Raw genomic sequence first — 23,633 nt, 5'->3', positions numbered from 1 at the left:
ACCGAGTACCGGTGGGTAACGTCCGGGCAGTCCAGTCGTGCTCACCCCACTGAGCACCCGCCAATCTTGGACCGCAGCCGGTGCGTCACACAGAGCCGTGGCACCGGAGCCCGATGAGGAGCAGCAGTCTTGCGCGAGTTCAGCCTTCCGGCCCTGTACGAGGTCCCGACGGACGGCAACCTGACGGATCTCATCCGCCGCAATGCCGCTCAGCATCCCGAAGTCGCGGTGATGAGCCGCAAGGTGGCCGGCGTCTGGACGGACGTCAGCGCCACGCAGTTCCTGGCCGAGGTGAGAGCCGCCGCCAAAGGTCTGATCGCCTCGGGCGTGCAGCCCGGCGACCGGGTCGCCCTGATGTCGCGCACCCGTTTCGAGTGGGTGCTGCTGGACTTCGCGATCTGGAGCGCGGGCGCGGTGACCGTGCCGGTGTACGAGACCAGCTCCGCCGAGCAGGTGCAGTGGATCCTCGGTGACTCCGGGGCGGTGGCGGTGCTCGTGGAGAGCGACGCGCACGCCGCCTCCGTGGCCTCCGTACGGGACGCGCTCCCGGAGCTGGAGCACGTCTGGCAGATCGACGCGGGCGCGGTGGACGCGCTGGGCAGGGCGGGGGCCGAGGTCTCGGAGGAGACCATGGACCTGCGCACGCGCAGCGCCAAGGCCGACGACCCGGCGACGATCGTCTACACCTCGGGCACCACGGGCCGCCCCAAGGGCTGTGTGCTGACCCACCGCAGCTTCTTCGCGGAGTGCGGCAACGTGGTGGAGCGGCTGAAGCCCCTCTTCCGTACGGGCGAGTGCTCGGTGCTGCTGTTCCTGCCCGCCGCGCACGTCTTCGGCCGGCTGGTCGAGGTGGCCTCGGTGATGGCCCCGATCAAGCTCGGCTGTGTGCCGGACATCAAGAACCTCACGGACGAGCTGGCGTCGTTCCGGCCGACGCTGATCCTGGGCGTGCCCCGGGTCTTCGAGAAGGTCTACAACGCGGCCCGCGCCAAGGCGCAGGCCGACGGCAAGGGCAAGATCTTCGACCGGGCCGCCGACACGGCGATCGCCTACAGCCGGGCGCTGAGCACCCCGCAGGGCCCCGCGCTGGGGCTGAAGCTCAAGCACCGGCTCTTCGACAAGCTGGTCTTCGGCAAGCTCCGCGCCGTCCTCGGCGGCCGGGGCGAGTACGCGATCTCGGGCGGCGCGCCGCTGGGCGAGCGGCTCGGCCACTTCTACCGGGGCATCGGCTTCACGGTCCTGGAGGGCTACGGCCTGACCGAGACCTGCGCGGCGACCGCGTTCAACCCGTGGGACCGGCCGAAGATCGGCACGGTCGGCCAGCCGCTGCCCGGCTCGGTCGTGCGGATCGCGGACGACGGCGAGGTGCTGCTGCACGGCGAGCACCTGTTCACCGGTTACTGGAAGAACGAGTCGGCCTCGGCCGAGGCGCTGGCCGACGGCTGGTTCCACACCGGGGACATCGGCACGCTCGACGAGGACGGCTACCTCGCGATCACCGGCCGCAAGAAGGAGATCATCGTGACGGCGGGCGGCAAGAACGTCGCCCCCGCGGTGATCGAGGACCGCATCCGCGCGCACGCCCTGGTCGCGGAGTGCATGGTGGTCGGCGACGGCCGTCCGTTCATCGGCGCGCTGGTCACGCTGGACGAGGAGTTCCTGAGCCGCTGGGCCGAGGAGCACGGCAAGCCGGCCGGCTCGACGGCCCTGTCGCTGCGCGAGGACGCGGAGCTGGTGGCCGAGGTCCAGCGGGCGGTGGACGACGGGAACGCGGCGGTCTCCAAGGCCGAGTCGGTGCGCAAGTTCCGTATCCTGCCCGCCCAGTTCACCGAGGAGGCGGGCCACATCACGCCGTCGCTGAAGCTGAAGCGGAACGTGGTGGCGAAGGACTTCGCGGACGAGGTGGAGTCGATCTACCGCGCCTGAGCGGTGTTACGCGTACGGAGGGGCCCGCACCGGAAGCCGGTGCGGGCCCCTGAGTCGTACGGCGTGTTCACAGCAGGGTCGTGAGCTTCTCCGCCAGCAGGTCCCAGCGCCACTTCTCCTCGACCCAGGCCCGGCCCCGCTCCCCCATCCGCTGCCGCAGTTCCGGGTCGCCGAGCAGCGTCACGATCCGGTCCGCCGACTCCTCGGCGCTGCCGCCGCGCACCACCCACCCGGTCTCGCCGTCGAGCACCGCGTCCGGGGCGCCGCCCGAGTCGCCGGCCACCACGGGCAGCCCGGTCGCGGACGCCTCCAGGTAGACGATCCCGAGGCCCTCCACGTCGAGCCCCCGCCGCCGGGTGCGGCAGGGCATCGCGAAGACGTCCCCGGCCCCGTAGTGCGCGGGCAGTTCGGCCCAGGGCACCGGGCCGGTGAAGCGCACCGAGTCCTGGACCCCCGTCTCCGCCGCGAGGCGCTCCAGGTCCTTGGCGTACGGTCCGCCGCCGACGATCAGCAGCACGGCGTCCGGGACCTGCGCGAGGATCGCGGGCATGGCCAGGATCAGTGTGTCCTGACCCTTGCGCGGCACCAGGCGGGAGACGCAGACGACCACGGGGCGGTCGGAGAGCCCGAGACGGGCCCGGACCCGGTCCCCGCCGGACGCCGGGTGGAAGGTCTTCTCGTCGACGCCGGGCGGCAGTTGGACCATGCGCCCGGCGGCCTCGGGGGTGAGGGCCCCGGCGATCCGGGAGCGGGTGTACTCACCGAGGTAGGTGATCGTGTCCGTGGCATCGCCGATCCGGCGCAGCAGCTGTCGGGAGGCGGGCAGTTGCGCCCAGCCGGCCTCGTGGCCGTGGGTGGTGGCGACGAGCCGCCGGGCGCCCGCGCGGCGCAGCGCGGGGGCCATCAGGCCGAGCGGGGCGGCGGCTCCGAACCAGACGGAGGTGCACCCGTGTTCGCGCAGCAGACCGGTCGCCCGGCCGGTGACGCGCGGGGTCGGCAGCAGCATCGTCGTCCGGTCGCGGACCACGGGGAACGGCTGCTCGGCGTCGAAGGCGGCGGTGGCCGCCGCGCCCTCCTCGCCGCGCTTCCAGGTGGAGGCGTAGACGACGACCCGGTCGGGATCCAGGCGCAGCGCCATGTTGTGCAGGAACGCCTGGATGCCACCGGGGCGGGGCGGGAAGTCGTTGGTCACGATCAAGGTCTTGTCCATCGTCGCCGACAGTACCGAACGGCCGCGCTTCACCGCTGACGCACTCTCCCGACGGCATCATGAGCCGCCGGGAACCCGGCCGGACACGAGCGACGAAGAGGCGGCGATGACGTCGATGACGGGACGAGGACCCATCGGCGCCGGACCGTGGCCGTACGCGCTGTGGGCGCTGACCCGGGCATGGCTGCTGGCCTGCGTGTTCAAGGTGGTCACCGTGCCCGGCCCGGACGTCACGGTGGATGTGTCGGTGATCTACCGGAGCTGGTACGAGGTGCTGCTGACCGGCACGTATCCGCTGGACGACGTCACCTGGCAGTACCCGCCCGGGGCCGCCCTGGCGATCCTCTCCCCCGCCCTGCTGCCGTTCCTGGAGTACGCGACCGCCTTCTTCGTGCTGGTGCTGCTCTGCGACGCGCTGGTGCTGGGGCTGCTGCTGTACGCGGGGCGGTGGCCGGGGACACCCCCTGGGGAGGCGGGCGCCTGGGTGTGGATCGCGGGGGTGGCGCTGCTGGGGCCCACCGTCTACGCCCGGTACGACCTGATGGTGACGGCGGTCGCGGTGGCGGCGCTGCTGGCGGGGGTGCGCCGGCCCCGTGCGCTGGGGGCGCTGGCGGCGTTCGGGGCGCTGCTGAAGGGATGGCCGGCACTGCTGCTGGTCGGGGTGCGCAAGGGGCCTCCGACGCGGGCCGCGTGGACGTCGGCGGCGCTGACGGCGGCGGGACTCGCGGCGGCGTTCGCGCTGTGGATGCCGGGGGCGTTCGCGTTCCTGGCCTTCCAGCGTGACCGGGGCACCGAGATCGAGTCCCTGGGGGCGCTGGTCTTCCACGTCGCGCGGCGGTTCGGCTGGGAGGGGCGGGTGGAGCTGCGCTACGGCTCGCTGGAGTTCCTCGGCCCGTACGTGGAGCTGGTGTCGACGCTGGCGCTGGGGCTCGGCGTCCTGGCGCTGGGCTGGCTGCTGCTGTGGCGGCTGCGGGCCCGGACGTTCGCCGCGCACACCCCGGCCGAGGCGGCGTTCACCGCGGTGCTGCTGTTCACGGTCACCAGCCGGGTGATCAGCCCGCAGTACCTGGTGTGGCTGGTCGGGCTCGCGGCGGTGTGCCTGGTCTTCCGGGGGGCGGCGATGACGCTCCCGGCCGTGCTGGTGCTGGTGGCGGCGGGGGTGACGCTGCTGGAGTTCCCGGTCGGCTTCGGCCATGTGGTGGCCGGCGACGCGTGGGGCGTGACGCTCCTTCTCGTACGGAACGGGCTGCTGGTCGCGGCCTCGCTGATCGCGGCGCGGCGGCTGTGGCGGTCGACGGTGCCGGGGAGGCCGCGCGCCCGGGGCGGCCTTCTCGCGGGCAGGGGTCAGCCGAGCCGGGTGGCGAGGTAGTCGCGCCAGTCGGCGGTGAACTGTTCGGGGGTGGTGTCGAGCACAGCGTTCAGCGCCTGCTCCACCGCCCCCTCGCGCCCGTCGTGCGCGCCGACGGCCTCGTAGAAGGCGATGAGCTTCTCCTTGCCCCAGCGCTCCGCGATCAGCTCGCAGGCCAGCCAGCCGCCCTCGTAGGCCCCCGCGAGCTTCGCCGGGTCGCCGTCGAAGCCGAAGTCCGGGTCGGCGGGGAGTCCGGCGGGGGTGCGGCCGCTGCGGACGGCCTCGGCCAGCTCGGGGGCGATCGTGTCGGCGGCACGGTCCTCGCCCCGGTAGGCGGTCCAGTCGGCGAAGCCCTCGGAGAGCCAGACCGGGGTGGCGGTGGAGGTGCTGGTCCGGGTGGCGACATGGGTCGTCTCATGGGTCAGGACGATCCGCTGCCCGAAGCTGCCCAGGGTGGCGTACGCCTGCGGGTTGACGATCACCCGGTCGGCGATGGCCGGGCGCTCGCCGGTGCCGCCGACCTCGCCGGTGGTGACGGCGGCGATGCCCCGGTAGCTGGCCTCCGGCGAGCCCAGCAGCCCCGCCATGTCCTCGACGGAGTCCGGGACGAGGACGACCACCCGGCGGGTCCAGGGCCCCGGCCAGGCGTCCGAGACGGCCGGCACGGCGAGGTCCACGGTGTCGGCGACCTGGCGCAGCTCGCTCTCCGGCCGTCCGACGCCCAGGACGATGCTGTGCTCGCCCTCGACGACCTCGACGTCCCCCTGCTGCCACAGCTGCCCGGAGGCGCCCTTGGCGGGCCGGTCGGCGGTGATGTACCAGCGCTCGCCGTCGCGCATCAGCTCCAGGACGCGGCGGGTGGCGACGGGGGCGGTGTCGTACCCGTCGATGCGGTAGCGCAGCTCGACGTCGGCGGTGGCCCACTGCCCGTCCTGCTGGGTGATGTCCTTGACGTCGTAGGTCCAGGACTTCAGGGGCACGTCGGCGAGCCGGTCCAGCTCGGTGCGCTGGGCGGCCCGCAGCTTCGCGGCGTCCGGCGCGAGGCCCTCGACGTAGCCCGCCGGGTCGTGGGCGAGGACGGCGGCCGCGCGGCGTTCCAGGGTGGCGTCGAGGGCGCCGGTGGTGAGGTGGGTGTCCGTGTCGGCGGGGGCCGTGCAGGCGGACGCGGTCAGGAGCACGGCGAGCAGACTGCCCGCCGCACGCCGTCGTCCCCGGGGGCGTCCCCCTCGCGCGTCACGTCCTCGTACGGCCACCCTGCCGATCGTACGGTCAGATCCGGGTCACCGAGGAGACGGGCATCATGCCGACCGGATCGTAGCGGACCGGGGCGCCCGGGTAGGGGGCGTGGATGACCTGGCCGTTGCCGACGTACATGCCGATGTGACTGGCGTCCGCGCGGTAGGCGACCAGGTCCCCCGGCTGCGCCTGGGAGAGGGGCACGATGCGGCCCGCGTGGCGCTGGGCCTGGGAGGTGCGGGGCAGGCTCACTCCGGCCTGGGCATAGGCCCACTGCATCAGGCCGGAACAGTCGAATCCGGAGGGCCCGTTGGCGCCCCAGACGTAGGGTCTCCCGAGCGCCTGGTGGGCGGCGGCCACGGCGGACATCGCGCGGGCCGAGCCGGGGGCGACGCCGGAGAGGTCGGGCGCTCCCTCGCGGCCGGAGCGGGAGGCCCGGTCGAAGGTGGCGCGCTCCTCGGGCGGCAGCGAGTCCAGCAGCCGGCGGGCCTCGCGGAGCTTGGACTCGACGGCCTTCTTGTGACGGGTGACGGCGGCCCGGTTGCGCTCCAGCTCGGTCAGGGCGCGGGTCGTCTCCGCGCGGGTCTGGGCGAGCCCCCGCTGCGCGTGCCGCAGCTTGTCCAGGGTCATCGCCTGGCGGGCGCCGGCCCGGTCGAGGGCGGCGGCCCGCTCCAGGTAGGTGTCCGGGTCGGCGGAGAGCAGCAGGGCGAGCGCCGGGTCGATGGAGCCGGTGCGGTACTGCGCGCCCGCCATCGCGCCGAGCGCGTCGCGCATCCGGTTGACGCGTTCCTGACCCCGGGCCGTGGCGTCCTGGGAGCGGTCCGCCTCGCCGCGCAGCCGGTCCACGCGTTCCCCGGCCTCGTTGTAGCGCTCGGTTGCCTGCTCGGCCTCCCCGTAGAGGCGGTCGACGGCTGCCTTGGCGCTCTCCCGGGTGTCCTTCGGGTCGGCGCTCGCCGGGGCCCCGGTCAGCGTCGCGGCCGCGGTGGCGGCGGCCGCCGAGATGACCGTGACCCGGACGCCTCTGGTGAAGCCGGACTGTGTGGAACGGCGATGGGACACCACAGGTAGCCGCACTCCCTTCCGCTGACGCGGTAGTGCGCAGCCCCTGCCGCCCGGGACGGGCGGACGGAGACCGGGAGCTGCGCGGCAGCCAGACAGTAATCGTGCGACTACGCACCGGCAAAAGACCGCGCCGGTGGCGGCAGAGGGGGCAGACGCCGCCGCCCCGCCGGTGACCTTGGTCTCCGGCGGGGCGGGGCGTCAGTGTGGTGCGCGGTGATTCCCTCGTTCGGGCGTGCCGCGCGGGCGTGCCGTGACGTCAGATGCGGACGCCGAACTGGAAGGTGCCCATGTAGTCCATCGACTCGTAGCGGACGACGGTGCCCGGCTTCGGGGCGTGCAGGATCTGGTTGTTGCCGGCGTAGAAGCCGACGTGCGCCAGGTTGTTGAAGAAGACCAGGTCGCCCGGCTTGAGCTGGCTGCGGCCGATCTTCGTGCCGTCGTTGTGCTGGGTGAACGTGGTCCGGGTGATGGAGACGCCGGCCTGGGCGAAGGCCCACTGGGTCAGCCCGGAGCAGTCGTAGGAGTTGGGGCCCGAGCCGCCGGAGACGTACGGCTTGCCGATCTGCGTGGCGGCGGCGGCCAGGGCGGCGGCTCCACGACCGGACGCGGGGGACTCGTTGCCGAGCTCGACCCGGTCACTGGCGGCGCGGCTGGCGCGCTGCTCGTCCTTCTGCATCTTGGCGCGCTCGGCCTGGGTCAGCGTGTTGAGCAGCTGCTGGGCGTCGGCCAGTTTGCCCTGGTACTTCTTCTTGTTCTCGCCGAGCGCCTTGCGGACGTCGGCGAGGTCGCCGAGCTTGTCCTGGGCTTCCTTGCGCTGCTGGGCGAGGGTGCGCTGCTTGGACTGGATCTTCTGCAGCGACTCCGTCTGCTTGACCGTCAGCTGGTCGAGCGCGGAGGCCTGGTCGAGGAAGCTGTCCGGGTCCGAGGCGAGGAAGAGGGCCACGGAGGGGTCGATGCCACCGGAGCGGTACTGCGCGGTGGCGATCGAACCGAGTTCGGTGCGCAGCGTGTTGAGCTCGGCCTGGCCGCGGGCGACCTTGTCCTGGAGCGCGTCGACTTCCTTCTTCAGGTTGTCCTGCTGCTCCTTGGCCCCGTTGTACTTCTCGGTGGCCGCCTCGGCCTCGTGGTAGAGCTTGTCGACCTTCGCCTTGACTTCGCTCTTGCTCGGCTTGGGGTCGGCGTGGGCGGCCTGGGAGGTCAGGGCCACGGCCGCGGCGGCGGTCGCGGTGAGCACGGTCACACGGGTGCGGCTCGGCTGCTTGGGACGACGGTGGGACGCCACGAAGGCGAGCTCCTTCTTCCTCAGAGCCGCCTACCGGGCTGTGGGGGAAAGATTCCCCGGCTCCGTGCACATGACGGACTCGGCGGTTCCTTCGCCGTCACCCCCAATGGGTGATCAACCGTGCGAAGGTTCGAGGCATGACCCTAGTGACCATCTTGTGATCAGTTCAAATCCTCACAGGATTTTTCTCGTCACACCAGGCACTTCTTTACTCTCACCCCACCGCGTGTAGCGGTGACTTGACGGTACGTTCCCAGAAATCCGGCATGCCACACATGTCGCGCATATCCCGCTAGACGCGCGAAAGGCGCTTGAGGAGCAAGACGGACGCGACCGGTCGCGCACCGGCCTTGGCCACGCCGTCCGCCACCTCCCGGTCGGTGGAGACGACCACCACGGGCCGCCCCGGCGGTTCCGCGCGGGCCAGTTGACGGATCAGCTCGTCCGCCGTGACCCCGGCCTTGCTGAACAGCACCCGTACGCCCCGGGGCGGGGCCAGCAGCACCGGGGCGGCCAGTTCGGCCCCGTCGAAGACACAGGTCATCTCGGCGCCGGTCTGCGCGGCGAGCACCGAGAGCCCGCCCAGCAGCCGCAACCGCTGCTTCTCCAGCGGCATCTGGGGATAGCCGGTCTTGGTGACGTTGTAGCCGTCCACGATGAGGTGGGCCTGCGGCAGCGCCAGCAGTTGGTCCAGCAGCGCCGGATCGGTCTCCGAAAGGGCCCTGGCCGCAATGTCCTTGGGTGACATCCGGCCGGGCTCCACCGCGTCCACGGTGTCGGCGGGACGCGTCGTCGCCGGGGGAAGCGCCAGCTCCCGCCGCAGCCCCGAGGCCGCGTCCAGCACGGTGTCCAGGAGCAGCCGCAGCCGCATGTCCTCCACCGAGCGGCCCTCGCGCGCGGCCCGGCGGCTCGCCTCCAGGGCCGCCTCGGCCTCCCCCAGCCGCCCCTTGAGCCGGCGCGACTCGCTCTCCGCGGCGGAGAGCTGGGCCGCCGACTCGGCGCGTACGGTGTCGGCCTCGGCGGCGCCGCGGCGCAGGGCGGCCTCGCCGCGCTTGACCTCGCTCAGGGCGCTGCGCAGCTTGCGGTGCAGCGACTCGGCCTCCTTGCGGGCCGCCTCCAGCTCGGTGCGCAGCCGCTCGGTCTCGGCGCGGGTATGGGCGCGGGCCCGCTCCAGCTCCTCGCGCAGGTGATCCAGTTCCCGCCGCGTCTCCTCGTCGGCCCGCTCCGCGTCGGCGCGCTGGACCTCCTCGCCGGCCGATTCGACCAGCTTGACCCAGCCGACCGGGCGCAGCACGTAGGCGGCCGCGGCCACATCGAGGGGATCGGCGGCGGCGGGCGGCGAACCCGCCTCCAGGGCGCCGGTCAGTTCGGGCTGGGACTGGGCGAGCCGCTCACCGATGCGCTGCCGGAAGAGGGCGTCGCTCTCCAGCGCGGCGGCCATCGCGTTCCCGGCGAACTTCGCCCGCCGGGTCGGCGTGAACCGGGCGTACTGTCGTAGCTGGGCGGGCAGTTCGGCGACGGTCAGTCCGCCGAAGGCGTCCGAGACCAGCGCGATCACCCGCCGTCGCACACCCTCGGGCAGCGGACGGCCGAGCGCCTCTGCGCCGCCGTCGGCCTCATCGGCCGGTCCGGCGCCGCTGGTCGGCTGATCCACCGTCCGTCACCCCATAGATGTGTGATGGGTGCGCTTCCTCAGGAAGCGGCACCCGGCCTGTCCACCAGTTCGATCTGGTCCACCGCGTTGCACCAACGACAGCGGACCGACTCGATGGTCTCACTGACGACCTCCCGCTCCTCGACACTCGACTCACCGGCCAGGTCGAGGTGCACGTACTCCACGACCTTGGAGGAGCGGGTCACGTCGAAGCGCGTGAGATTGCCGCACAACGTGCAGCGCCAGCGGGTCGAGTCGGTCGGCAGGGGAACCGTCGTCATCGTTGGGTCCTCTTTCGTCGTCGCCAGAAGCCCGCGCCGGGCGCGCCGCCGCGTCTCCACCTGTCTACGTCAAGGATCTCGCGGTGCGCCGTCGAACTGCGGAAGTCCTGGCGTAACCCTACGGCCTCGCGTATAGGCATCGGCACGGCGAGGCGCTCCGTCCCGTTCTCCACCGGTACGTCATGCTCTGAACATGATCGATGGGCGGCAGGCCGACTGGCGGACCACGGCGGGGAGGATCCGGGACGCGGCGGCGTCGAGCGGCGCCCCGGTCACCTACGGGCTGATCGCCGTCTGCGGTGTGATCTTCCTGATCAGCCCGCTCTCCGGATTCGGCGGCGCCGCCCACCGGAGCGAGGACGCGCTCCTCGCCGCGCAGGCCGCGTACTTCGAGCGGTGGGGAGTGATCCCCGCCGAGCTGTGGGAGGGCTCCGCGCATGCGCTGATCACACCGTTCACCGCGCTGTTCGTGCACGGCAGCTGGCTGCACCTGCTGGGGAACCTGCTGTTCCTGTACGTGTTCGGCGCGATGGCCGAGGAGCGCATGGGCCGGGTGCGGTTCGCCCTGTTCTACGTCGGCTGCGGCTATGTGGCCCTGGTCTGCTACGCGGCGGCGCACGCGGACTCCGCGCAGACGCTGGTGGGTGCGTCGGGGGCGATCTCCGCGGTGCTCGGCGCATTCCTCCACCTGTTCCCCAGGACCCGGGTGACCAGCCTGTTCCCGTTCCTCTTCTTCCTGCCGCTGCGCTTCCCCGCCTGGATCGTGCTGGTCTTCTGGTTCGGGCTCCAGTGGGCGGCGGCACAGGGGGCGGGCAGCGGTCCCGGGGTGGCGTACCTGGCCCATGTGGCGGGCTTCGCGGCCGGGTTCCTGTACGCCTGGGTGGTTCATGGGCGGAGGGCTAGAGTGAAGGTTCCAGCCACCGAGGGAGACAGCCAGCCGTGATCACCGCGATCGTGCTCATCAAGACCAGCGTGGACCGGATTCCGGAGATCGCCGAGGCCATCGCCGCGCTGGACAGCGTCAGCGAGGTCTTCTCCGTCACCGGCACCTACGACCTGATCGCCATGGTCCGGGTCGCCAGGCACGACGACCTCGCCGATGTCATTCCCGGCCGGATCAGCAAGATCCCGGGCGTCGAGGGCACCGACACCCACGTGGCGTTCCGTACGTACTCCCAGCACGACCTGGAAGCGGCCTTCGCCATCGGGCTCGACGCGTAGGGCCTGACGAAGGCCTGACGACGGACCCGGGACACACCGGTGAGACACCTCGGCCGGGGACGGGCGCGCTGCCCGTCCCCGGCCGAGGTGTCTCACCGGAACGTGTCTCAGACCTGGGCCGCTTCGCCCCGGTCGGGGACGCAACGGCCGTCCTCGGTGCGGTACTTCCATTGGGCTCCCTCGCTCACCAGCTCGGAGACCGCGCGCAGGAACCGCTCGATGTGCTCGTCGGGCGTACCGGCGCCGAAGCTGACGCGGATCGCGTTGAGGGACCGCTCGCCCGGCTCGGCCTCCGGCGCGCCGCACTCGCCCGGGTCCTGCGGGTCACTGCCGAGCAAGGTGCGCACCAGCGGGTGGGCGCAGAAGAGGCCGTCGCGCACGCCGATGCCGTACTCGGCGGAGAGGGCGGCGGCGAAGTGCGAGCTGTTCCAGCCGCGCACCACGAAGGAGATGACGCCGACCCGCGGGGCGTCGTCGCCGAACAGCGAGAGCACCTGCACCTCGGGCACCTCGGCGAGCCCCTCGCGGACCCGGCCCACGAGCCCCTGCTCCCGGGCGACCAGGCTCTCGAAGCCGGCCTCGGACAGGGCCTTGCAGGCGGAGGCGATGGAGTAGACGCCGATGACGTTGGGCGAACCGGCCTCGTGGCGGGCGGCCGTGGTGTGCCAGTCGACGTCCACGCCGCCGTCGGCGCGCCGGGCGACCTTGCGGGACGCGCCGCCGCCGGCGAGGTACGGCTCGGCGGCCTGGAGCCAGTCGGCGCGGCCGGCCAGGACGCCGGAGCCGAAGGGCGCGTACAGCTTGTGGCCGGAGAACGCGACCCAGTCGACGTCCAGTTCGGCGATGTCCACGGGGTGGTGCGGGGCGAGCTGCGCGGCGTCCAGGACGATCCGGGCGCCGTGCGCGTGGGCGGCGGCGGCCAGTTCCCTCACCGGCCACAGCTCGCCGGTCACGTTGGACGCGCCGGTGACGCAGACGAGGGCGGGGCCGTAGGGGTCGCGCTCGGCGAGCGCGCGCTCCAGGGTCTCGACGGCCTGGGCCGGGGTGCGGGGCGCGTTGAGGTAGGTGACCTGGGCGTCGCGCCAGGGCAGCAGGGACGCGTGGTGCTCGGTCTCGTAGACGAAGACCTGGCAGTCGGCGGGGATCGCGGCGGCCAGCAGGTTGAGGGAGTCGGTCGTGGAGCGGGTGAAGACCACCTGGTCCTCGGCGCGGCAGCCGAGGAACTCCGCGACCGTGCGGCGGCTGCTCTCGAAGAGGTCGGTGGAGAGCTGCGAGAGGTAGCCCGCGCCGCGGTGGACGCTGCCGTAGTACGGGGCGTACGCGGCGACGTCGTCCCAGACCCGCTGGAGGGCCGGGGCGCTGGCGGCGTAGTCGAGCGCGGCGTAGGTCACCTCACCGCCGGTGACGAGCGGGACCGTGACGTTCTGCCCCAGAACGGGCAGCGGGGCACAAACCGACGAGTCGAGGGCAGCGGTGGGGACAGACATGGCGAACTCCCGTAAAAGGCAGGCGAAATCCATGCGCCGGCAGTACGCGGCAGCGCAGGGAGGGGGAAGGAAAAGGGTGCGCGGAAGGAGGGCGGTCAGCCCTAGCGCATTCGCTTGCTCACAGAAGACTCCCTAGGGACCAGGACCCCGGGGGCTGGCATCCGCTGGATGCCGAGGGGCCCGCGCTTGCCGCAGACCTCGCTGCCTGCGGCCTGGTCTTCACCCGGGGCACCCCGCCACGGACGGAGGGTTGCCGGACAGCGGGCCGGGGCCGTAGTCGCTGTCACTCATGACCTGCGCAGCATCTTGCCATACGTGTGCACACGCGCAAGGGCGCAGTCCGGCATCCGGACTGCGCCCTGGGTCACACCGTGCGGGGCCGGAGGCGTCCCGTCACGCGCTCAGGCGTTGCTGGCCGCCACCCAGCGCTCCAGGGCCCGCTTGGCGGCGCCGGAGTCGATGGCCTCGGCCGCTACGAGGATCTTCGCCGCGAGCTGTTCGGTCAGCGTGCCGGGGCCCGGGTCCAGGGCGACCAGGGCCGCCGCCGAGTTGAGCAGCACCGCCTCCCGTACCGCGCCGCCCTCGCCGTCCAGCAGCCGGCGGGCCACATCGGCGTTGTACGAGGCGTCGGCGCCGCGCAGTGCCTCGACGGGGACGATGGGCAGCCCCACGTCGCGCGGGTCGAAGGGCTCCTCGCGGACCGCCCCGTCGCGTACCACCCAGACCCGGGAGGTGGCGGTGGTGGTCAGCTCGTCGAGGCCGTCGTCACCGCGGAAGACCAGGGCCGAGTTGCCCCGGTCGGCCAGCACGCCCGCGACGATGGGCGCCATCCGGGCGTCGGCGACGCCGACCGCCTGGGCGCGGACCTGGGCCGGGTTGGTGAGGGGGCCCAGGATGTTGAACGTGGTCTGCGCGCCGAGCTCCTTGCGGGCCTTGGCGGCGTAGCGCAGGGCGGGGTGGAACTTCACGGCGAAGCAGAAGGTGATGCCCGCCGCCTCGGCGACCTCGACGACCCGCTGCGGGGTCAGCTCCAGATTGACGCCGAGCTTCTCCAGTACGTCGGAGGAGCCGCTGGCGGAGGAGGCGGCCCGGTTGCCGTGCTTGACGACCTTGGCGCCGGTGCCGGCGATGACGATCGCGGACATGGTCGAGATGTTGACCGTCTTGGCGAGGTCGCCGCCGGTGCCGACGATGTCGACGGTCCGGCCCGGCACCTGGATGGTGTTGGCGTGGGCGTACATCGCGCGGACCAGCCCGGTGACCTCGTCGACGGTCTCGCCCTTGGCCCGCAGCGCGACGGCGAACCCGGCGATCTGCGCGTCGGTGGCCTCGCCGCTCATGATCCGGTCCATGGCCCAGGCGGTCTCCTCGGAGCTGAGGTTCTCGCCGCGCAGGAGGGGATTCAGGAGGCCGGGCCAGGAACGGTCCGCCACGCTGTCGCCGCCGTTCGGGGTCACAACGTTCATGGTCCGCTCCAGGGTCCACAGCCGGTCAGGAAAGATGGCTCCACCCTATCCAGCCGGGCGGACCGCGAAGAGCCCCGTCCATCGAATGGACGGGGCTCTCACGGTGGCGATCGGTTCAGGTGATCAGTGGTGGCCGTGGCCCTCGCTGATCTCCTTGTACTCCTCGGGGGTGGCCTTGGGGATCTGGTTCCCGTCGGCGAAGTACCCCTTGCTGAGCTTGGCGCGCAGCTTCTGCACCGGGGAGATCTTGCGCTTGACGCCGTTCTCGTCGACCGCGGGGCCGAGGTCGAGCGGCTGGTACTGCTCGTGCGCCGTGAGCGTGTGCAGCTGCCCGGGGCTGAGCGGCTCGTGGATCTCGACGAACTCACCGTGCGGCAGGCGCTTGATGATGCCGGTCTCGCGACCGTGCAGCACCTTCTCCCGGTCGCGGCGCTGGAGGCCGAGGCAGATCCGCTTGGTGACGATGAACGCGATGACCGGTCCGACGAAGAAGAAGATCCGGACGAACCAGGTGATCGAGTTGATCGACAGGTGGAAGTGCGTGGCCCACAGGTCGTTTCCACCGCCGACGAGGCCGATGAAGTAGGCCGTGATCCAGGCGACGCCGAAGCCCGTACGGGTCGGGGCGTTGCGCGGGCGGTCCAGGATGTGGTGCTCGCGCTTGTCGCCGGTGACCCAGGACTCGATGAACGGGTACACCGCGATCGCGGTGAGGACCACGCCGAAGCCGACCAGCGGGATGAACACACCCAGCGCGAGCGTGTGGCCCCACAGGTTGATCTCCCAGCCCGGCATCACACGGACCAGACCCTCGGCGAAGCCCATGTACCAGTCGGGCTGGGCGCCGGTGGACACCTGGTCGACCCGGTACGGGCCGATGGCCCAGATCGGGTTGATCGTGGCGATGGCCGAGATGGCCGCGATGACGCCGAAGACGAGGAAGAAGAACCCTCCGGCCTTCGCCATGTACACGGGCAGCAGCGGCATGCCGACGACGTTCTTGTTGGTCCGGCCGGGACCCGCGAACTGCGTGTGCTTGTGGTAGAAGACCAGGATCAGGTGCGCCACCAGCAGGCCGAGCATGATGCCCGGCAGCAGCAGGATGTGGATCGAGTAGAACCGGGCCACGAAGTCGTGGCCGGGGAACTCGCCGCCGAACAGGAACATCGAGATGTACGTACCGACGATCGGCACGGACAGGATCGCGCCCTGGGTGAAGCGGACACCCGTACCGGAGAGCAGGTCGTCCGGGAGGGAGTAGCCGGTGAACCCGGTGAACATGCCGAGCACGAACAGCAGGAAGCCGAAGAGCCAGTTGATCTCGCGCGGCTTGCGGAACGCGCCCGTGAAGAAGACGCGCATCATGTGCACGAACATGGCGGCCAGGAAGATCAGCGCGGCCCAGTGGTGGATCTGCCGGACGAGCAGACCACCGCGGACCTCGAAGCTGATCTTCAGGGTCGAGGCGTAGGCCTCGGACATCCGGATGCCCTGCATGGGCTCGTACGGACCGTGGTAGACGATCTCGCCCATGCTCGGCTGGAAGAACAGCGTCAGATACACACCCGTGAGGATGATGATGATGAAGCTGTAGAGCGCGACCTCACCGAGCATGAAGGACCAGTGGTCCGGGAAGATCTTGCGCATGTTGGCCTTGGCCAGGCCGTAGATGCCCAGCCGGCCGTCCGCCCAGTCGGCCACCCGCTCGCCGGCCGGAGCCTTGCGCCCGCTCGCCGGTCCGGCGGCGGAGGGGTTCTTTGTCGGAGTACTCATCCGCGCTCCCAGAAGGCAGCACCGACGGGCTCGTCGAAGTCGCCGAGCGCCTCGAGGTTGCCCTCGCTGTTGACACCGATCCGCAGCTGCGGAAGGGGGTGGCCGGCCGGACCGAAGATGACGCGAGCGCCGTCGGAGAGGTCGAAGGTGGACTGGTGGCACGGGCAGAGCACGTGGTGCGTCTGCTGCTCGTACAGGCTGATCGGGCAGCCGACGTGGGTGCAGATCTTGGAGAACGCGACGATGCCCTCGTGGGCCCAGTCACGCTGGCGCTTGTCCTTGATGTCGTCCGGCTCGATGCGGACGATCATCAGGGCGGCCTTGCCCATCTGCGTCTGGAAGTCGTGCGACTCCGGGTCGAGCCCCTCGGGCATGGCGAAGGCCAGCGACCCGACGGTGATGTGCTCGGGGCGCAGCGGCTTCATCGTGTTCATGTTGATGAGCTGCTTGCCCTCGGCCCACAGGGTGGTGCGGAGCTTCTTCTCCGGCAGCGGACCGAGGTCGCGCAGCAGGACCACTCCGGAGAGCGGCACCAGGGCCAGCGCACCGAACATGGTGTTGCGGATCAGCTTGCGCCGACCGATCGCGGACTCCTCGGCACCGGCCTTGAAGTCGGCCAGGACCTGCGCCTTGACCTCGGGCGGGGCCTCGATCGGGTGGCGGTCGGCGGCGACCTCGACGTCGGACATCAGGGTGCGCGCCCAGTGGACGGCTCCCGCGCCGATGAAGAAGAGCGCCGCACCCAGGGTGAGCCCCAGGGAGAAGTTGAGCGCGCTCACATGGCCGAAGGGCCAGATGTAGACGATCTTGTCCACCGGGAAGATGACGTAGGAGGCGATGAAGCCCACCGTCGCCAGCATCGAGAGGGTGAACATGAACGCGACGGCGCGTTCCGAGCGGTTCGCGGCGCGTTCGTCGAGGTCCTGGATGCGCGGCTGGTGGGCCGGCAGTCCCGGGTCGGCGAACGGGTCGTCGTGACGCTCCACCGCGCCGTGCGCGGTCTCCTGCACCACAGGCAGGTTGTCTTCTGGAATCTGTTGGCTACTCATGACTTCTTGGCCTTAGCGGTGTGGGCCGCGACCCAAACGGCGACTGCGACGAGCGCACCGAGTCCGAAGACCCACGCGAACAGACCTTCGCTGACCGGACCGAGACCGCCGAGGGCCAGGCCGCCGGGGCTCTCCGTCTCGTCACCGTTCACGGTCTCGATGTACGCGATGATGTCCTTCTTCTCCTGCTCCGGCATCGTCGTGTCGGGGAAGGAGGGCATGCTCTGCGGGCCGGTCTGCATGGCCTCGTAGATGTGCTTCGGGCTCACGCCTTCGAGGTCGGGGGCGTACTTGCCCTCCGTCAGGGCTCCGCCCTTACCGGTGAAGTTGTGGCACTGGGCGCAGTTGGTGCGGAACAGTTCGCCACCGTTGGCGACGTCCGCGCCCGCGGGGTCGACCTGCTTGTCGGTCGGCGTGATGGGACCGGCGCCGAGCGACGCGACGTACGCCGCGAGCTGGTCGATCTCCGCCTGGGTGTAGATGACCTTCTTCTTCGGTACCTGGGCGCCCGGCTGCTGCGCGGGCATACGGCCCGTACCGACCTGGAAGTCGACGGCGGCGGAGCCCACGCCCACGAGGGACGGCCCGTCGGTGGTGCCCTGACCGCCGGTTCCGTGGCAGCTGGCGCAGCCTACGGCGTAGAGCTTCTTGCCCTCTTCGATGGCGAGGGACTGGGCGGTTTCATCGGCCTGCGCCTTGCCCGCAGGCGCGAACGCGGCGTACAGCCCCCCGGTAGCCGCCAGCGCGAGGAGTAGTACGACGACCGCCGCCAGCGGATGGCGTCGTCGTGCGGAGAGCTTTTTCACGGATTACCCCGGTGTCAGGATCTTCTGCGTCGATGGTGGGCGGGTGCGAGCCCGGTTACTTGATCATGTAGATCGTTGCGAACAGGCCGATCCATACGACATCGACGAAGTGCCAGTAGTAGGACACGACGATGGCGGCGGTGGCCTGATCGTGGGTGAACCTCTTGGCCGCGTACGTTCTGCCGAGGACCAGCAGGAAGGCGATGAGACCGCCTGTCACGTGCAGACCGTGGAAGCCGGTGGTCAGGTAGAACACCGAGCCGTACGGGTCGGACGACAGGGAGAGCCCCGCGTCCTTGACCAGCTCGGTGTACTCCAGGACCTGGCCGCCGATGAAGATCGCACCCATCACGAACGTGATGATGAACCAGGTGCGGAGCTTCTTCACATCGCCCCGCTCGGCTGCGAAAACACCGAGCTGGCAGGTGAGTGAGGAGAGCACCAGGATCGTGGTGTTCGTCGCCGAGAACGGGAAGTTCAGATGATCGGACATCTCCTTCCAGTAATCGGGTCCCATCACCGATCGCAGGGTGAAGTACATCGCGAAGAGGGCCGCGAAGAACATCAGCTCGGAACTCAACCAGATGATGGTTCCGACGCTGGTGAGGTTCGGCCGATTGACCGACGGGTGCGCGTGCCCGGTTTCTACTGTCGTTGCTGTCGCCACGACCGACATTATGTCGGTCGCTTATCCCGCCCTCACCCCGGGGGGTGCCGTTCGGTGTGTCCGTACCGTCTGCAGGGGTCGCACCCTGCGCCGAACGGCCCATCGGAAGGTCGTCATTACCGGTGCTGACGGCCGGTCGGGCGGAGTACGATCCGCGCATCGGTTCATGCCCCGAGAGCCCCGACGACGTCGATGTCACGGAGGAACAATGCAGGCGACCGCCACGGTCCTGGTCTACAGCGACGATGCCAACATCCGCGAGCAGGTGAGGCTGGCAGCCGGTCGCAGGCCTGCCGCGGACGTTCCACCGGTGGAGTTCCTGGAGTGCGCGACGCTCCCGGCCGTCCTCGCGGCGCTGGACAACGGCGGCGTCGACGTCTGCGTGCTGGACGGGGAGACGGCCCCCATCGGCGGCATGGGGGTCTGCCGCCAGATCAAGGACGAGATCTTCCGCTGCCCGCCGGTGCTCCTGCTGATCGGCCGCCCGCAGGACGCGTGGCTGGCCACCTGGAGCCGGGCGGAGGCCGCCGTGACGCTCCCGGTGGACCCGGTGGAGTTCGCCGACGCGCTGGCGGCGCTGCTGCGGCAGCGGCTCGCCGTGGAGGCCTGAGAGGCCCCCACGGCCCGCTGAGGGGCCTCCGGCGCCGTACGGCACCTTCCCGGCCCGGATCAGACGTGGGGACGCAGCCGGGCGGCCTGGAGTGTCTGCGGGCTGTCCGGCGCCCCCTCGTGGAGGGCGCTGCCCTTCTGCCACTTCTCCCAGGAGAGGTTCCAGTCGCCGAACCCGTTGCCGAACGGGTCCATCTCCTCGCCCTGGCTGCCGACGACCTTGACGATGTCGCCCTCGCGCACGGTGTCGAAGAACCACTCGGCGTTGCCGGTGCTCATGCCGGTGCAGCCGTGGCTGACGTTGGCGTTGCCCTGGGAGCCGGTGGACCAGGGGGCGGCGTGGACGTACTCGCCGCTCCAGGTCACCCGGGTGGCCCAGTAGACCGGCAGGTCGTAGGACTCCGACGAGCCGGCGGCGATGCCGATGCTCTCCCCGCGCATACGGACGAACTGCTCCTTGGCGAGCACCACCTTGACGCCGTTGCGGGTGGAGAAGCCGGGCTTGCCGGTGGTGACCGGAATGGTGTTGATCACTTCTCCGTTGCGGAGCACCGTCAGGGTGTGGTCCGCGGCGTCGGTGATGGCCTCGATCCGGTCGCCGGTGGTGAGCTTCAGGGGCTTGGCCTCGGCCCCGTAGAGCGCGTTGGTCACCTTGATGCCCGCAAGGTTGGAGCGGACCTCGACGGTGGCGTTCGCGGGCCAGTACTCCTTCGGGCGGTAGTGCAGCTTCTTGTCGTCGACCCAGTACCAGGAGCCGGTGACCGCCGGGGTGGAGCGGACCTTCAGGGCGCGCTCGACGGTGGCCCTGGCCGCCTTGTCGGTGATCGGAGCGCTGAGTTCCGCCGTGATGGGCTGTCCGACGCCGTAGGTGCCCGCCTCCGGGCCGAAGGCGACCTTCAGCAACCGCTTGGGCGATGAGGTGTCGAAGGAGAGCGTACGGACGCCTGGGGCGCCGTCGCCGTTCTCCGTGGCGACCCTGACGGTGTATCCCGTGCCGGCCGCGAGCGGGGCGGTGGAGCGCCAGCGCTTCCCGTCGGCGGAGAGCTCTCCCGCGAGGTGCCGGCCGCCGGTGTCCACGGCGCTGACGTCGGTGATGCGCCCGTCGTCGCCCTTGACGGTGACTTCCAGGGGCTTGTCGGGGTCGGCCTTCTCCTTCTTGGAGGGGCCGTTGAAGGAGACCTGGTCGCCCGCGTCGTAAGGCTTCGTGGAGAGCGGGTGGCCGTCGGGCGAGCCACAGGCGGTCGCACCCGCGGCGAGGGTCACGACCAGCAGGGTGCAGCTCACTACGGTGCGGATGCGCGGCGTGTGGTTCATGCCGTCCACGCTAAGAAGATTCATCCGTTCCAGCGCGTTCAGTGACTGCAAACGAGCGAAGGGCCCGCGTCGCTGTCGGCGACGCGGGCCCTTCGTGGTGTAGCGCGTGTCACCCGGGGAGCGGTGTCACGGGGTGCGGTGTCACTGGGTGCGGTTCTCGCCCCGGTAGTACTCGAAGACCCAGCCGAAGAGGCCGATCAGGAGCAGGGGGGCGGAGAAGTACAGCAGCCACCAGCCGAAGATGACGCCCATGAAGGCGAAGGCTCCGCCGACCGCCAGGGAGAGCGGCTGCCAGCTGTGCGGGGAGAAGAACCCCAGCTCGCCCGCCTCGTCGGCGACGTCCGCTTCCTTGTTGTCCTGGGCCATGGCGTCGACCCGGTTGGCCGTGAAGGCCAGGTAGAAGCCGATCATGATGGACAGCCCGAAGGCCAGGAAGAGGGCCGTGGTGCCGACCGGCTCCTTGGACCACACGCCGTACACGACGGCCATGGCGAGGATGAAGACGCTCAGCCAGATGAACATCTGTCCCTGGATCTTCACTTGCCTGCCTCCTTGCCGCCGGCGAGGGCCTTGTCCGACTCGGAGAGGTGGTCGAGCTGTTCGAGCGCCGTGATCTCCGGGTGGTGCAGGTCGAACGCCGGGGATTCGGAACGGATCCGCGGCAGCGTGAGGAAGTTGTGCCGCGGCGGCGGGCAGGAGGTCGCCCACTCCAGCGAACGGCCGTAACCCCACGGGTCGTCGACCTCGATCTTCTTGCCGTACTTCGCGGTCTTCCAGACGTTGTAGAAGAACGGCAGCATCGACAGGCCGAGGAGGAACGAGGAGATCGTCGAGATCGTGTTCAGCGCGGTGAAGCCGTCGGCGTCGAGATAGTCCGCGTAACGACGCGGCATGCCCTCGGCACCGAGCCAGTGCTGCACCAGGAACGTGCCGTGGAAGCCCACGAACAGCGTCCAGAACGTGATCTTGCCGAGCCGCTCGTCCAGCATCTTGCCGGTGAACTTCGGCCACCAGAAGTGGAATCCGGAGAACATCGCGAAGACCACGGTGCCGAAGATGACGTAGTGGAAGTGCGCGACGACGAAGTACGAGTCCGAGACGTGGAAGTCCATCGGGGGCGAGGCGAGGATGACGCCGGTCAGACCACCGAAGGTGAAGGTGATCAGGAAGCCGACGGCCCAGAGCATCGGTGTCTCGAAGGACAACGACCCCTTCCACATCGTGCCGATCCAGTTGAAGAACTTCACGCCTGTCGGCACGGCGATGAGGAACGTCATGAAGGAGAAGAACGGCAACAGCACACCGCCCGTGACGTACATGTGGTGCGCCCACACCGTCACGGAAAGGCCGGCGATGGCGATCGTCGCGGAGATCAGGCCGATGTAGCCGAACATCGGCTTGCGGCTGAATACCGGGATGACCTCGGAAATGATTCCGAAGAATGGCAACGCGATGATGTACACCTCTGGATGGCCGAAGAACCAGAAGAGGTGTTGCCAGAGCAATGCGCCGCCATTGGCCGCGTCGAAGATATGCGCACCGAATTTTCGGTCCGCCTCCAGCGCGAAGAGCGCGGCGGCGAGGACCGGGAAGGCCAGCAGGACCAGCACACCGGTCAGCAGGACGTTCCAGGTGAAGATCGGCATGCGGAACATCGTCATGCCGGGTGCGCGCATGCAGATGATCGTGGTGATGAAGTTGACCGAGCCGAGGATCGTGCCGAAGCCGGAGAAGGCCAGACCCATGATCCACATGTCGGCGCCGACGCCCGGCGACCGGACCGCGTCCGAGAGCGGGGAGTAGGCGAACCAGCCGAAGTCCGCCGCACCCTGCGGGGTGAGGAAGCCGGCCACCGCGATGAGCGAGCCGAAGAGGTACAGCCAGTACGCGAACATGTTCAGCCGCGGGAACGCCACGTCGGGCGCGCCGATCTGCAGCGGCATGATCCAGTTCGCGAATCCGGCGAACAGCGGCGTCGCGAACATCAGCAGCATGATCGTGCCGTGCATCGTGAACGCCTGGTTGAACTGCTCGTTCGACATGATCTGCGTGCCCGGACGGGCCAGCTCGGCGCGCATGAAGAGCGCCATGAGTCCGCCGATGCAGAAGAACACGAACGACGTGACCAGGTAGAGCGTACCGATCGTCTTGTGGTCAGTGGTGGTCAGCCACGTGACGACGATGTTTCCCGGCTGCTTGCGCCGCACGGGCAGCTCGTCCTCGTACGAGTCGTCTGCCGGAGCGGCACCCTGAGATTCGTTGAGGATGCTCACAGTTGGTTCTTCTCCGCATTCCTGGCCGGGTCCGTCTGCGCGATGCCTGCCGGCACGTAGCCCGTCTGACCCTTCTCAGCCAGCTCCTTGAGGTGCTGCTGGTAACGCTCCGGGGAGACGACCTTGACGTTGAAGAGCATCCGGGAGTGGTCGGCGCCACAGAGCTCGGCGCACTTGCCCATGAAGGTGCCCTCCCGGTTGGGAGTCACCTCGAACGCGTTGGTGTGGCCCGGGATGACGTCCTGCTTCATGAGGAACGGCACCACCCAGAAGGAGTGGATGACGTCACGCGAAGTGAGGACAAAGCGGACCTTCTCACCCTTCGGCAGCCACAGGGTCGGACCCGGGTTGCCGTTCTGCGGGTTGCGGGTCCCGGGGATGCCCACGTCGTAGACGCCGCCGGCGCCTTCGGGGAAGTCCTTGTGGAACCGGTCGGGGATGGCGTCGAGTTCCTTGGGGATCTCGGGGCCCGCAGCGGGCTGGCCATCCACCTTCTCGATGTAGTTGAAGCCCCAGCTCCACTGGAAGCCGACCACGTTGATGGTGTGGGCGGGCTTGTCGGAGAGCTCGAGGAGCTTCGACTCATCACGCGCGGTGAAGTAGAAGAGCACCGAGACGATGATGAGGGGGACCACTGTGTACAACGCCTCGATGGGCATGTTGTACCTGGTCTGCGGAGGTACCTCCACCTTGGTCCGGCTACGCCGGTGGAAGAAGACGCTCCAGAGGATCAGTCCCCAGACAAGGACACCCGTGACGAGCGCTGCCGCCCACGAGCCTTGCCAGAGGGAGAGGATCCGAGGGGCCTCTTCCGTAACCGGAGTGGGCATTCCGAGGCGGGGGAAATCCTCCCAGTTGTATGAACAACCGGAGGCCGTCGCCAGGACCAGGCCCGCAGTCAGCACCTGCGGCAGCTTCCGCCGCATCGGGCGCCGCGACGAGCGGTCGGAGCCGTTGGGACTCACGTAG

At 70.1% G+C, this 23,633-nt stretch carries 21 protein-coding genes and 1 riboswitch; of the genes, 5 read left to right on the top strand and 16 right to left on the bottom strand.

Going from position 1 to position 23,633, the window contains the following annotated elements:
- Positions 1-129: 129 nt before the first annotated feature.
- A complete protein-coding gene (locus tag HET64_RS05750; RefSeq protein ID WP_215102958.1) occupies positions 130-1,926 on the top strand; it encodes a long-chain fatty acid--CoA ligase in 1,797 nt (598 codons plus the stop codon).
- Positions 1,927-1,993: 67 nt separating this feature from the next.
- Here HET64_RS05750 and HET64_RS05745 read toward each other — a convergent pair whose 3' ends face one another.
- A complete protein-coding gene (locus tag HET64_RS05745) occupies positions 1,994-3,136 on the bottom strand; it encodes a glycosyltransferase family 4 protein (RefSeq protein WP_215102957.1) in 1,143 nt (380 codons plus the stop codon).
- A 106-nt stretch (positions 3,137-3,242) separates the two neighbouring features.
- On the opposite strand from HET64_RS05745, the gene HET64_RS05740 reads away from it, so the two are divergent.
- On the top strand, positions 3,243-4,505 hold the full coding sequence (locus HET64_RS05740; RefSeq protein ID WP_215102956.1) for a glycosyltransferase 87 family protein: 1,263 nt from the start codon (positions 3,243-3,245) through the stop codon (positions 4,503-4,505).
- Here the strand turns inward: HET64_RS05740 and HET64_RS05735 are convergent.
- From HET64_RS05735 to HET64_RS05715, 5 genes are all read right to left on the bottom strand, one after another.
- Positions 4,481-5,737 (bottom strand): hypothetical protein, encoded by a 1,257-nt coding sequence (locus HET64_RS05735; RefSeq protein ID WP_215102955.1) that lies wholly within the window; start codon positions 5,735-5,737, stop codon positions 4,481-4,483. The two genes, HET64_RS05740 and HET64_RS05735, sit on opposite strands and share 25 nt — an antisense overlap.
- Positions 5,738-5,753: 16 nt before the next feature.
- Positions 5,754-6,782 (bottom strand): C40 family peptidase, encoded by a 1,029-nt coding sequence (locus tag HET64_RS05730; protein WP_215102954.1) that lies wholly within the window; start codon positions 6,780-6,782, stop codon positions 5,754-5,756.
- Between the two features lie 256 nt (positions 6,783-7,038).
- Positions 7,039-8,064: an NlpC/P60 family protein gene (locus HET64_RS05725; protein WP_215102953.1), complete on the bottom strand. Its 1,026-nt coding sequence runs from the start codon at positions 8,062-8,064 to the stop codon at positions 7,039-7,041.
- A 292-nt stretch (positions 8,065-8,356) separates the two neighbouring features.
- Positions 8,357-9,718 carry an NYN domain-containing protein gene (locus tag HET64_RS05720; protein WP_215102952.1) on the bottom strand — a complete coding sequence of 454 codons (1,362 nt, stop codon included), beginning with the start codon at positions 9,716-9,718 and terminating at the stop codon, positions 8,357-8,359.
- Between the two features lie 38 nt (positions 9,719-9,756).
- Entirely contained in the window at positions 9,757-9,999 is a 243-nt protein-coding gene (locus HET64_RS05715; RefSeq protein ID WP_003969643.1) for a hypothetical protein, read from the bottom strand.
- A gap of 193 nt (positions 10,000-10,192) precedes the next feature.
- Between HET64_RS05715 and HET64_RS05710 the strand changes: the two genes are divergently transcribed.
- Positions 10,193-10,942 carry a rhomboid family intramembrane serine protease gene (locus tag HET64_RS05710; RefSeq protein ID WP_215102951.1) on the top strand — a complete coding sequence of 250 codons (750 nt, stop codon included), beginning with the start codon at positions 10,193-10,195 and terminating at the stop codon, positions 10,940-10,942.
- Entirely contained in the window at positions 10,939-11,220 is a 282-nt protein-coding gene (locus HET64_RS05705; protein ID WP_003969641.1) for an Lrp/AsnC family transcriptional regulator, read from the top strand. Before HET64_RS05710 ends, HET64_RS05705 begins: the two co-directional genes overlap by 4 nt.
- Before the next feature lie 107 nt (positions 11,221-11,327).
- Here HET64_RS05705 and HET64_RS05700 read toward each other — a convergent pair whose 3' ends face one another.
- The 6 genes from HET64_RS05700 to HET64_RS05675 form a co-directional block, all read right to left on the bottom strand.
- A complete protein-coding gene (locus HET64_RS05700; protein WP_215102950.1) occupies positions 11,328-12,707 on the bottom strand; it encodes an aminotransferase class V-fold PLP-dependent enzyme in 1,380 nt (459 codons plus the stop codon).
- Positions 12,708-12,884: 177 nt separating this feature from the next.
- Positions 12,885-13,002, bottom strand: a riboswitch (SAM riboswitch).
- Positions 13,003-13,108: 106 nt separating this feature from the next.
- Positions 13,109-14,173 carry an anthranilate phosphoribosyltransferase gene (gene trpD / locus HET64_RS05695; protein WP_215102949.1) on the bottom strand — a complete coding sequence of 355 codons (1,065 nt, stop codon included), beginning with the start codon at positions 14,171-14,173 and terminating at the stop codon, positions 13,109-13,111.
- Positions 14,174-14,296: 123 nt separating this feature from the next.
- On the bottom strand, positions 14,297-15,946 hold the full coding sequence (locus HET64_RS05690; protein WP_215102948.1) for a cytochrome bc complex cytochrome b subunit: 1,650 nt from the start codon (positions 15,944-15,946) through the stop codon (positions 14,297-14,299).
- A complete protein-coding gene (locus HET64_RS05685) occupies positions 15,943-16,995 on the bottom strand; it encodes a ubiquinol-cytochrome c reductase iron-sulfur subunit (protein ID WP_215102947.1) in 1,053 nt (350 codons plus the stop codon). Before HET64_RS05685 ends, HET64_RS05690 begins: the two co-directional genes overlap by 4 nt.
- Complete coding sequence (locus HET64_RS05680; RefSeq protein WP_215102946.1) at positions 16,992-17,801, bottom strand: c-type cytochrome; 810 nt, start codon at positions 17,799-17,801, stop codon at positions 16,992-16,994. The genes HET64_RS05685 and HET64_RS05680 overlap by 4 nt, the downstream gene beginning before the upstream one ends.
- Before the next feature lie 55 nt (positions 17,802-17,856).
- Positions 17,857-18,477: a heme-copper oxidase subunit III gene (locus HET64_RS05675; RefSeq protein WP_003969635.1), complete on the bottom strand. Its 621-nt coding sequence runs from the start codon at positions 18,475-18,477 to the stop codon at positions 17,857-17,859.
- 199 nt (positions 18,478-18,676) lie between these two features.
- Between HET64_RS05675 and HET64_RS05670 the strand changes: the two genes are divergently transcribed.
- The gene (locus tag HET64_RS05670; protein ID WP_215102945.1) at positions 18,677-19,078 is read left to right on the top strand and encodes a hypothetical protein; all 402 of its coding nucleotides are present in this window, start codon (positions 18,677-18,679) and stop codon (positions 19,076-19,078) included.
- A 59-nt stretch (positions 19,079-19,137) separates the two neighbouring features.
- Here the strand turns inward: HET64_RS05670 and HET64_RS05665 are convergent, their stop codons facing one another.
- From HET64_RS05665 to coxB, 4 genes are all read right to left on the bottom strand, one after another.
- Positions 19,138-20,391 (bottom strand): Ig-like domain-containing protein, encoded by a 1,254-nt coding sequence (locus tag HET64_RS05665; protein ID WP_215102944.1) that lies wholly within the window; start codon positions 20,389-20,391, stop codon positions 19,138-19,140.
- A gap of 141 nt (positions 20,392-20,532) precedes the next feature.
- Positions 20,533-20,931: a cytochrome c oxidase subunit 4 gene (locus tag HET64_RS05660; RefSeq protein WP_215102943.1), complete on the bottom strand. Its 399-nt coding sequence runs from the start codon at positions 20,929-20,931 to the stop codon at positions 20,533-20,535.
- Positions 20,928-22,664, bottom strand: a complete 1,737-nt coding sequence (ctaD, locus tag HET64_RS05655) for a cytochrome c oxidase subunit I (RefSeq protein ID WP_215102942.1) — start codon at positions 22,662-22,664, stop codon at positions 20,928-20,930. The genes HET64_RS05660 and ctaD overlap by 4 nt, the downstream gene beginning before the upstream one ends.
- Positions 22,661-23,629 (bottom strand): cytochrome c oxidase subunit II, encoded by a 969-nt coding sequence (gene coxB / locus HET64_RS05650; RefSeq protein WP_215102967.1) that lies wholly within the window; start codon positions 23,627-23,629, stop codon positions 22,661-22,663. The genes ctaD and coxB overlap by 4 nt, the downstream gene beginning before the upstream one ends.
- Between the last annotated feature and the right edge of the window lie 4 nt (positions 23,630-23,633).

This window comes from Streptomyces sp. McG3 (assembly GCF_018619185.1).
Lineage (GTDB): Bacteria > Actinomycetota > Actinomycetes > Streptomycetales > Streptomycetaceae > Streptomyces.
Note: the sequence above shows the minus strand (reverse complement) of the source record. Positions and strands in the feature narration are given on the sequence as shown.

Excerpts from the sequence above, each read along its gene's own strand:
- HET64_RS05745 (WP_215102957.1), bottom strand. The coding sequence starts at position 3,136 with ATGGACAAGACCTTGATCGTGACCAACGACTTCCCGCCCCGCCCCGGT.
- HET64_RS05740 (WP_215102956.1), top strand. The coding sequence starts at position 3,243 with ATGACGTCGATGACGGGACGAGGACCCATCGGCGCCGGACCGTGGCCG.
- HET64_RS05715 (WP_003969643.1), bottom strand. The coding sequence starts at position 9,999 with ATGACGACGGTTCCCCTGCCGACCGACTCGACCCGCTGGCGCTGCACG.
- HET64_RS05710 (WP_215102951.1), top strand. The coding sequence starts at position 10,193 with ATGATCGATGGGCGGCAGGCCGACTGGCGGACCACGGCGGGGAGGATC.
- HET64_RS05700 (WP_215102950.1), bottom strand. The coding sequence starts at position 12,707 with ATGTCTGTCCCCACCGCTGCCCTCGACTCGTCGGTTTGTGCCCCGCTG.
- trpD (WP_215102949.1), bottom strand. The coding sequence starts at position 14,173 with ATGAACGTTGTGACCCCGAACGGCGGCGACAGCGTGGCGGACCGTTCC.
- HET64_RS05690 (WP_215102948.1), bottom strand. The coding sequence starts at position 15,946 with ATGAGTACTCCGACAAAGAACCCCTCCGCCGCCGGACCGGCGAGCGGG.
- HET64_RS05685 (WP_215102947.1), bottom strand. The coding sequence starts at position 16,995 with ATGAGTAGCCAACAGATTCCAGAAGACAACCTGCCTGTGGTGCAGGAG.
- HET64_RS05675 (WP_003969635.1), bottom strand. The coding sequence starts at position 18,477 with ATGTCGGTCGTGGCGACAGCAACGACAGTAGAAACCGGGCACGCGCAC.
- HET64_RS05670 (WP_215102945.1), top strand. The coding sequence starts at position 18,677 with ATGCAGGCGACCGCCACGGTCCTGGTCTACAGCGACGATGCCAACATC.
- HET64_RS05665 (WP_215102944.1), bottom strand. The coding sequence starts at position 20,391 with ATGAACCACACGCCGCGCATCCGCACCGTAGTGAGCTGCACCCTGCTG.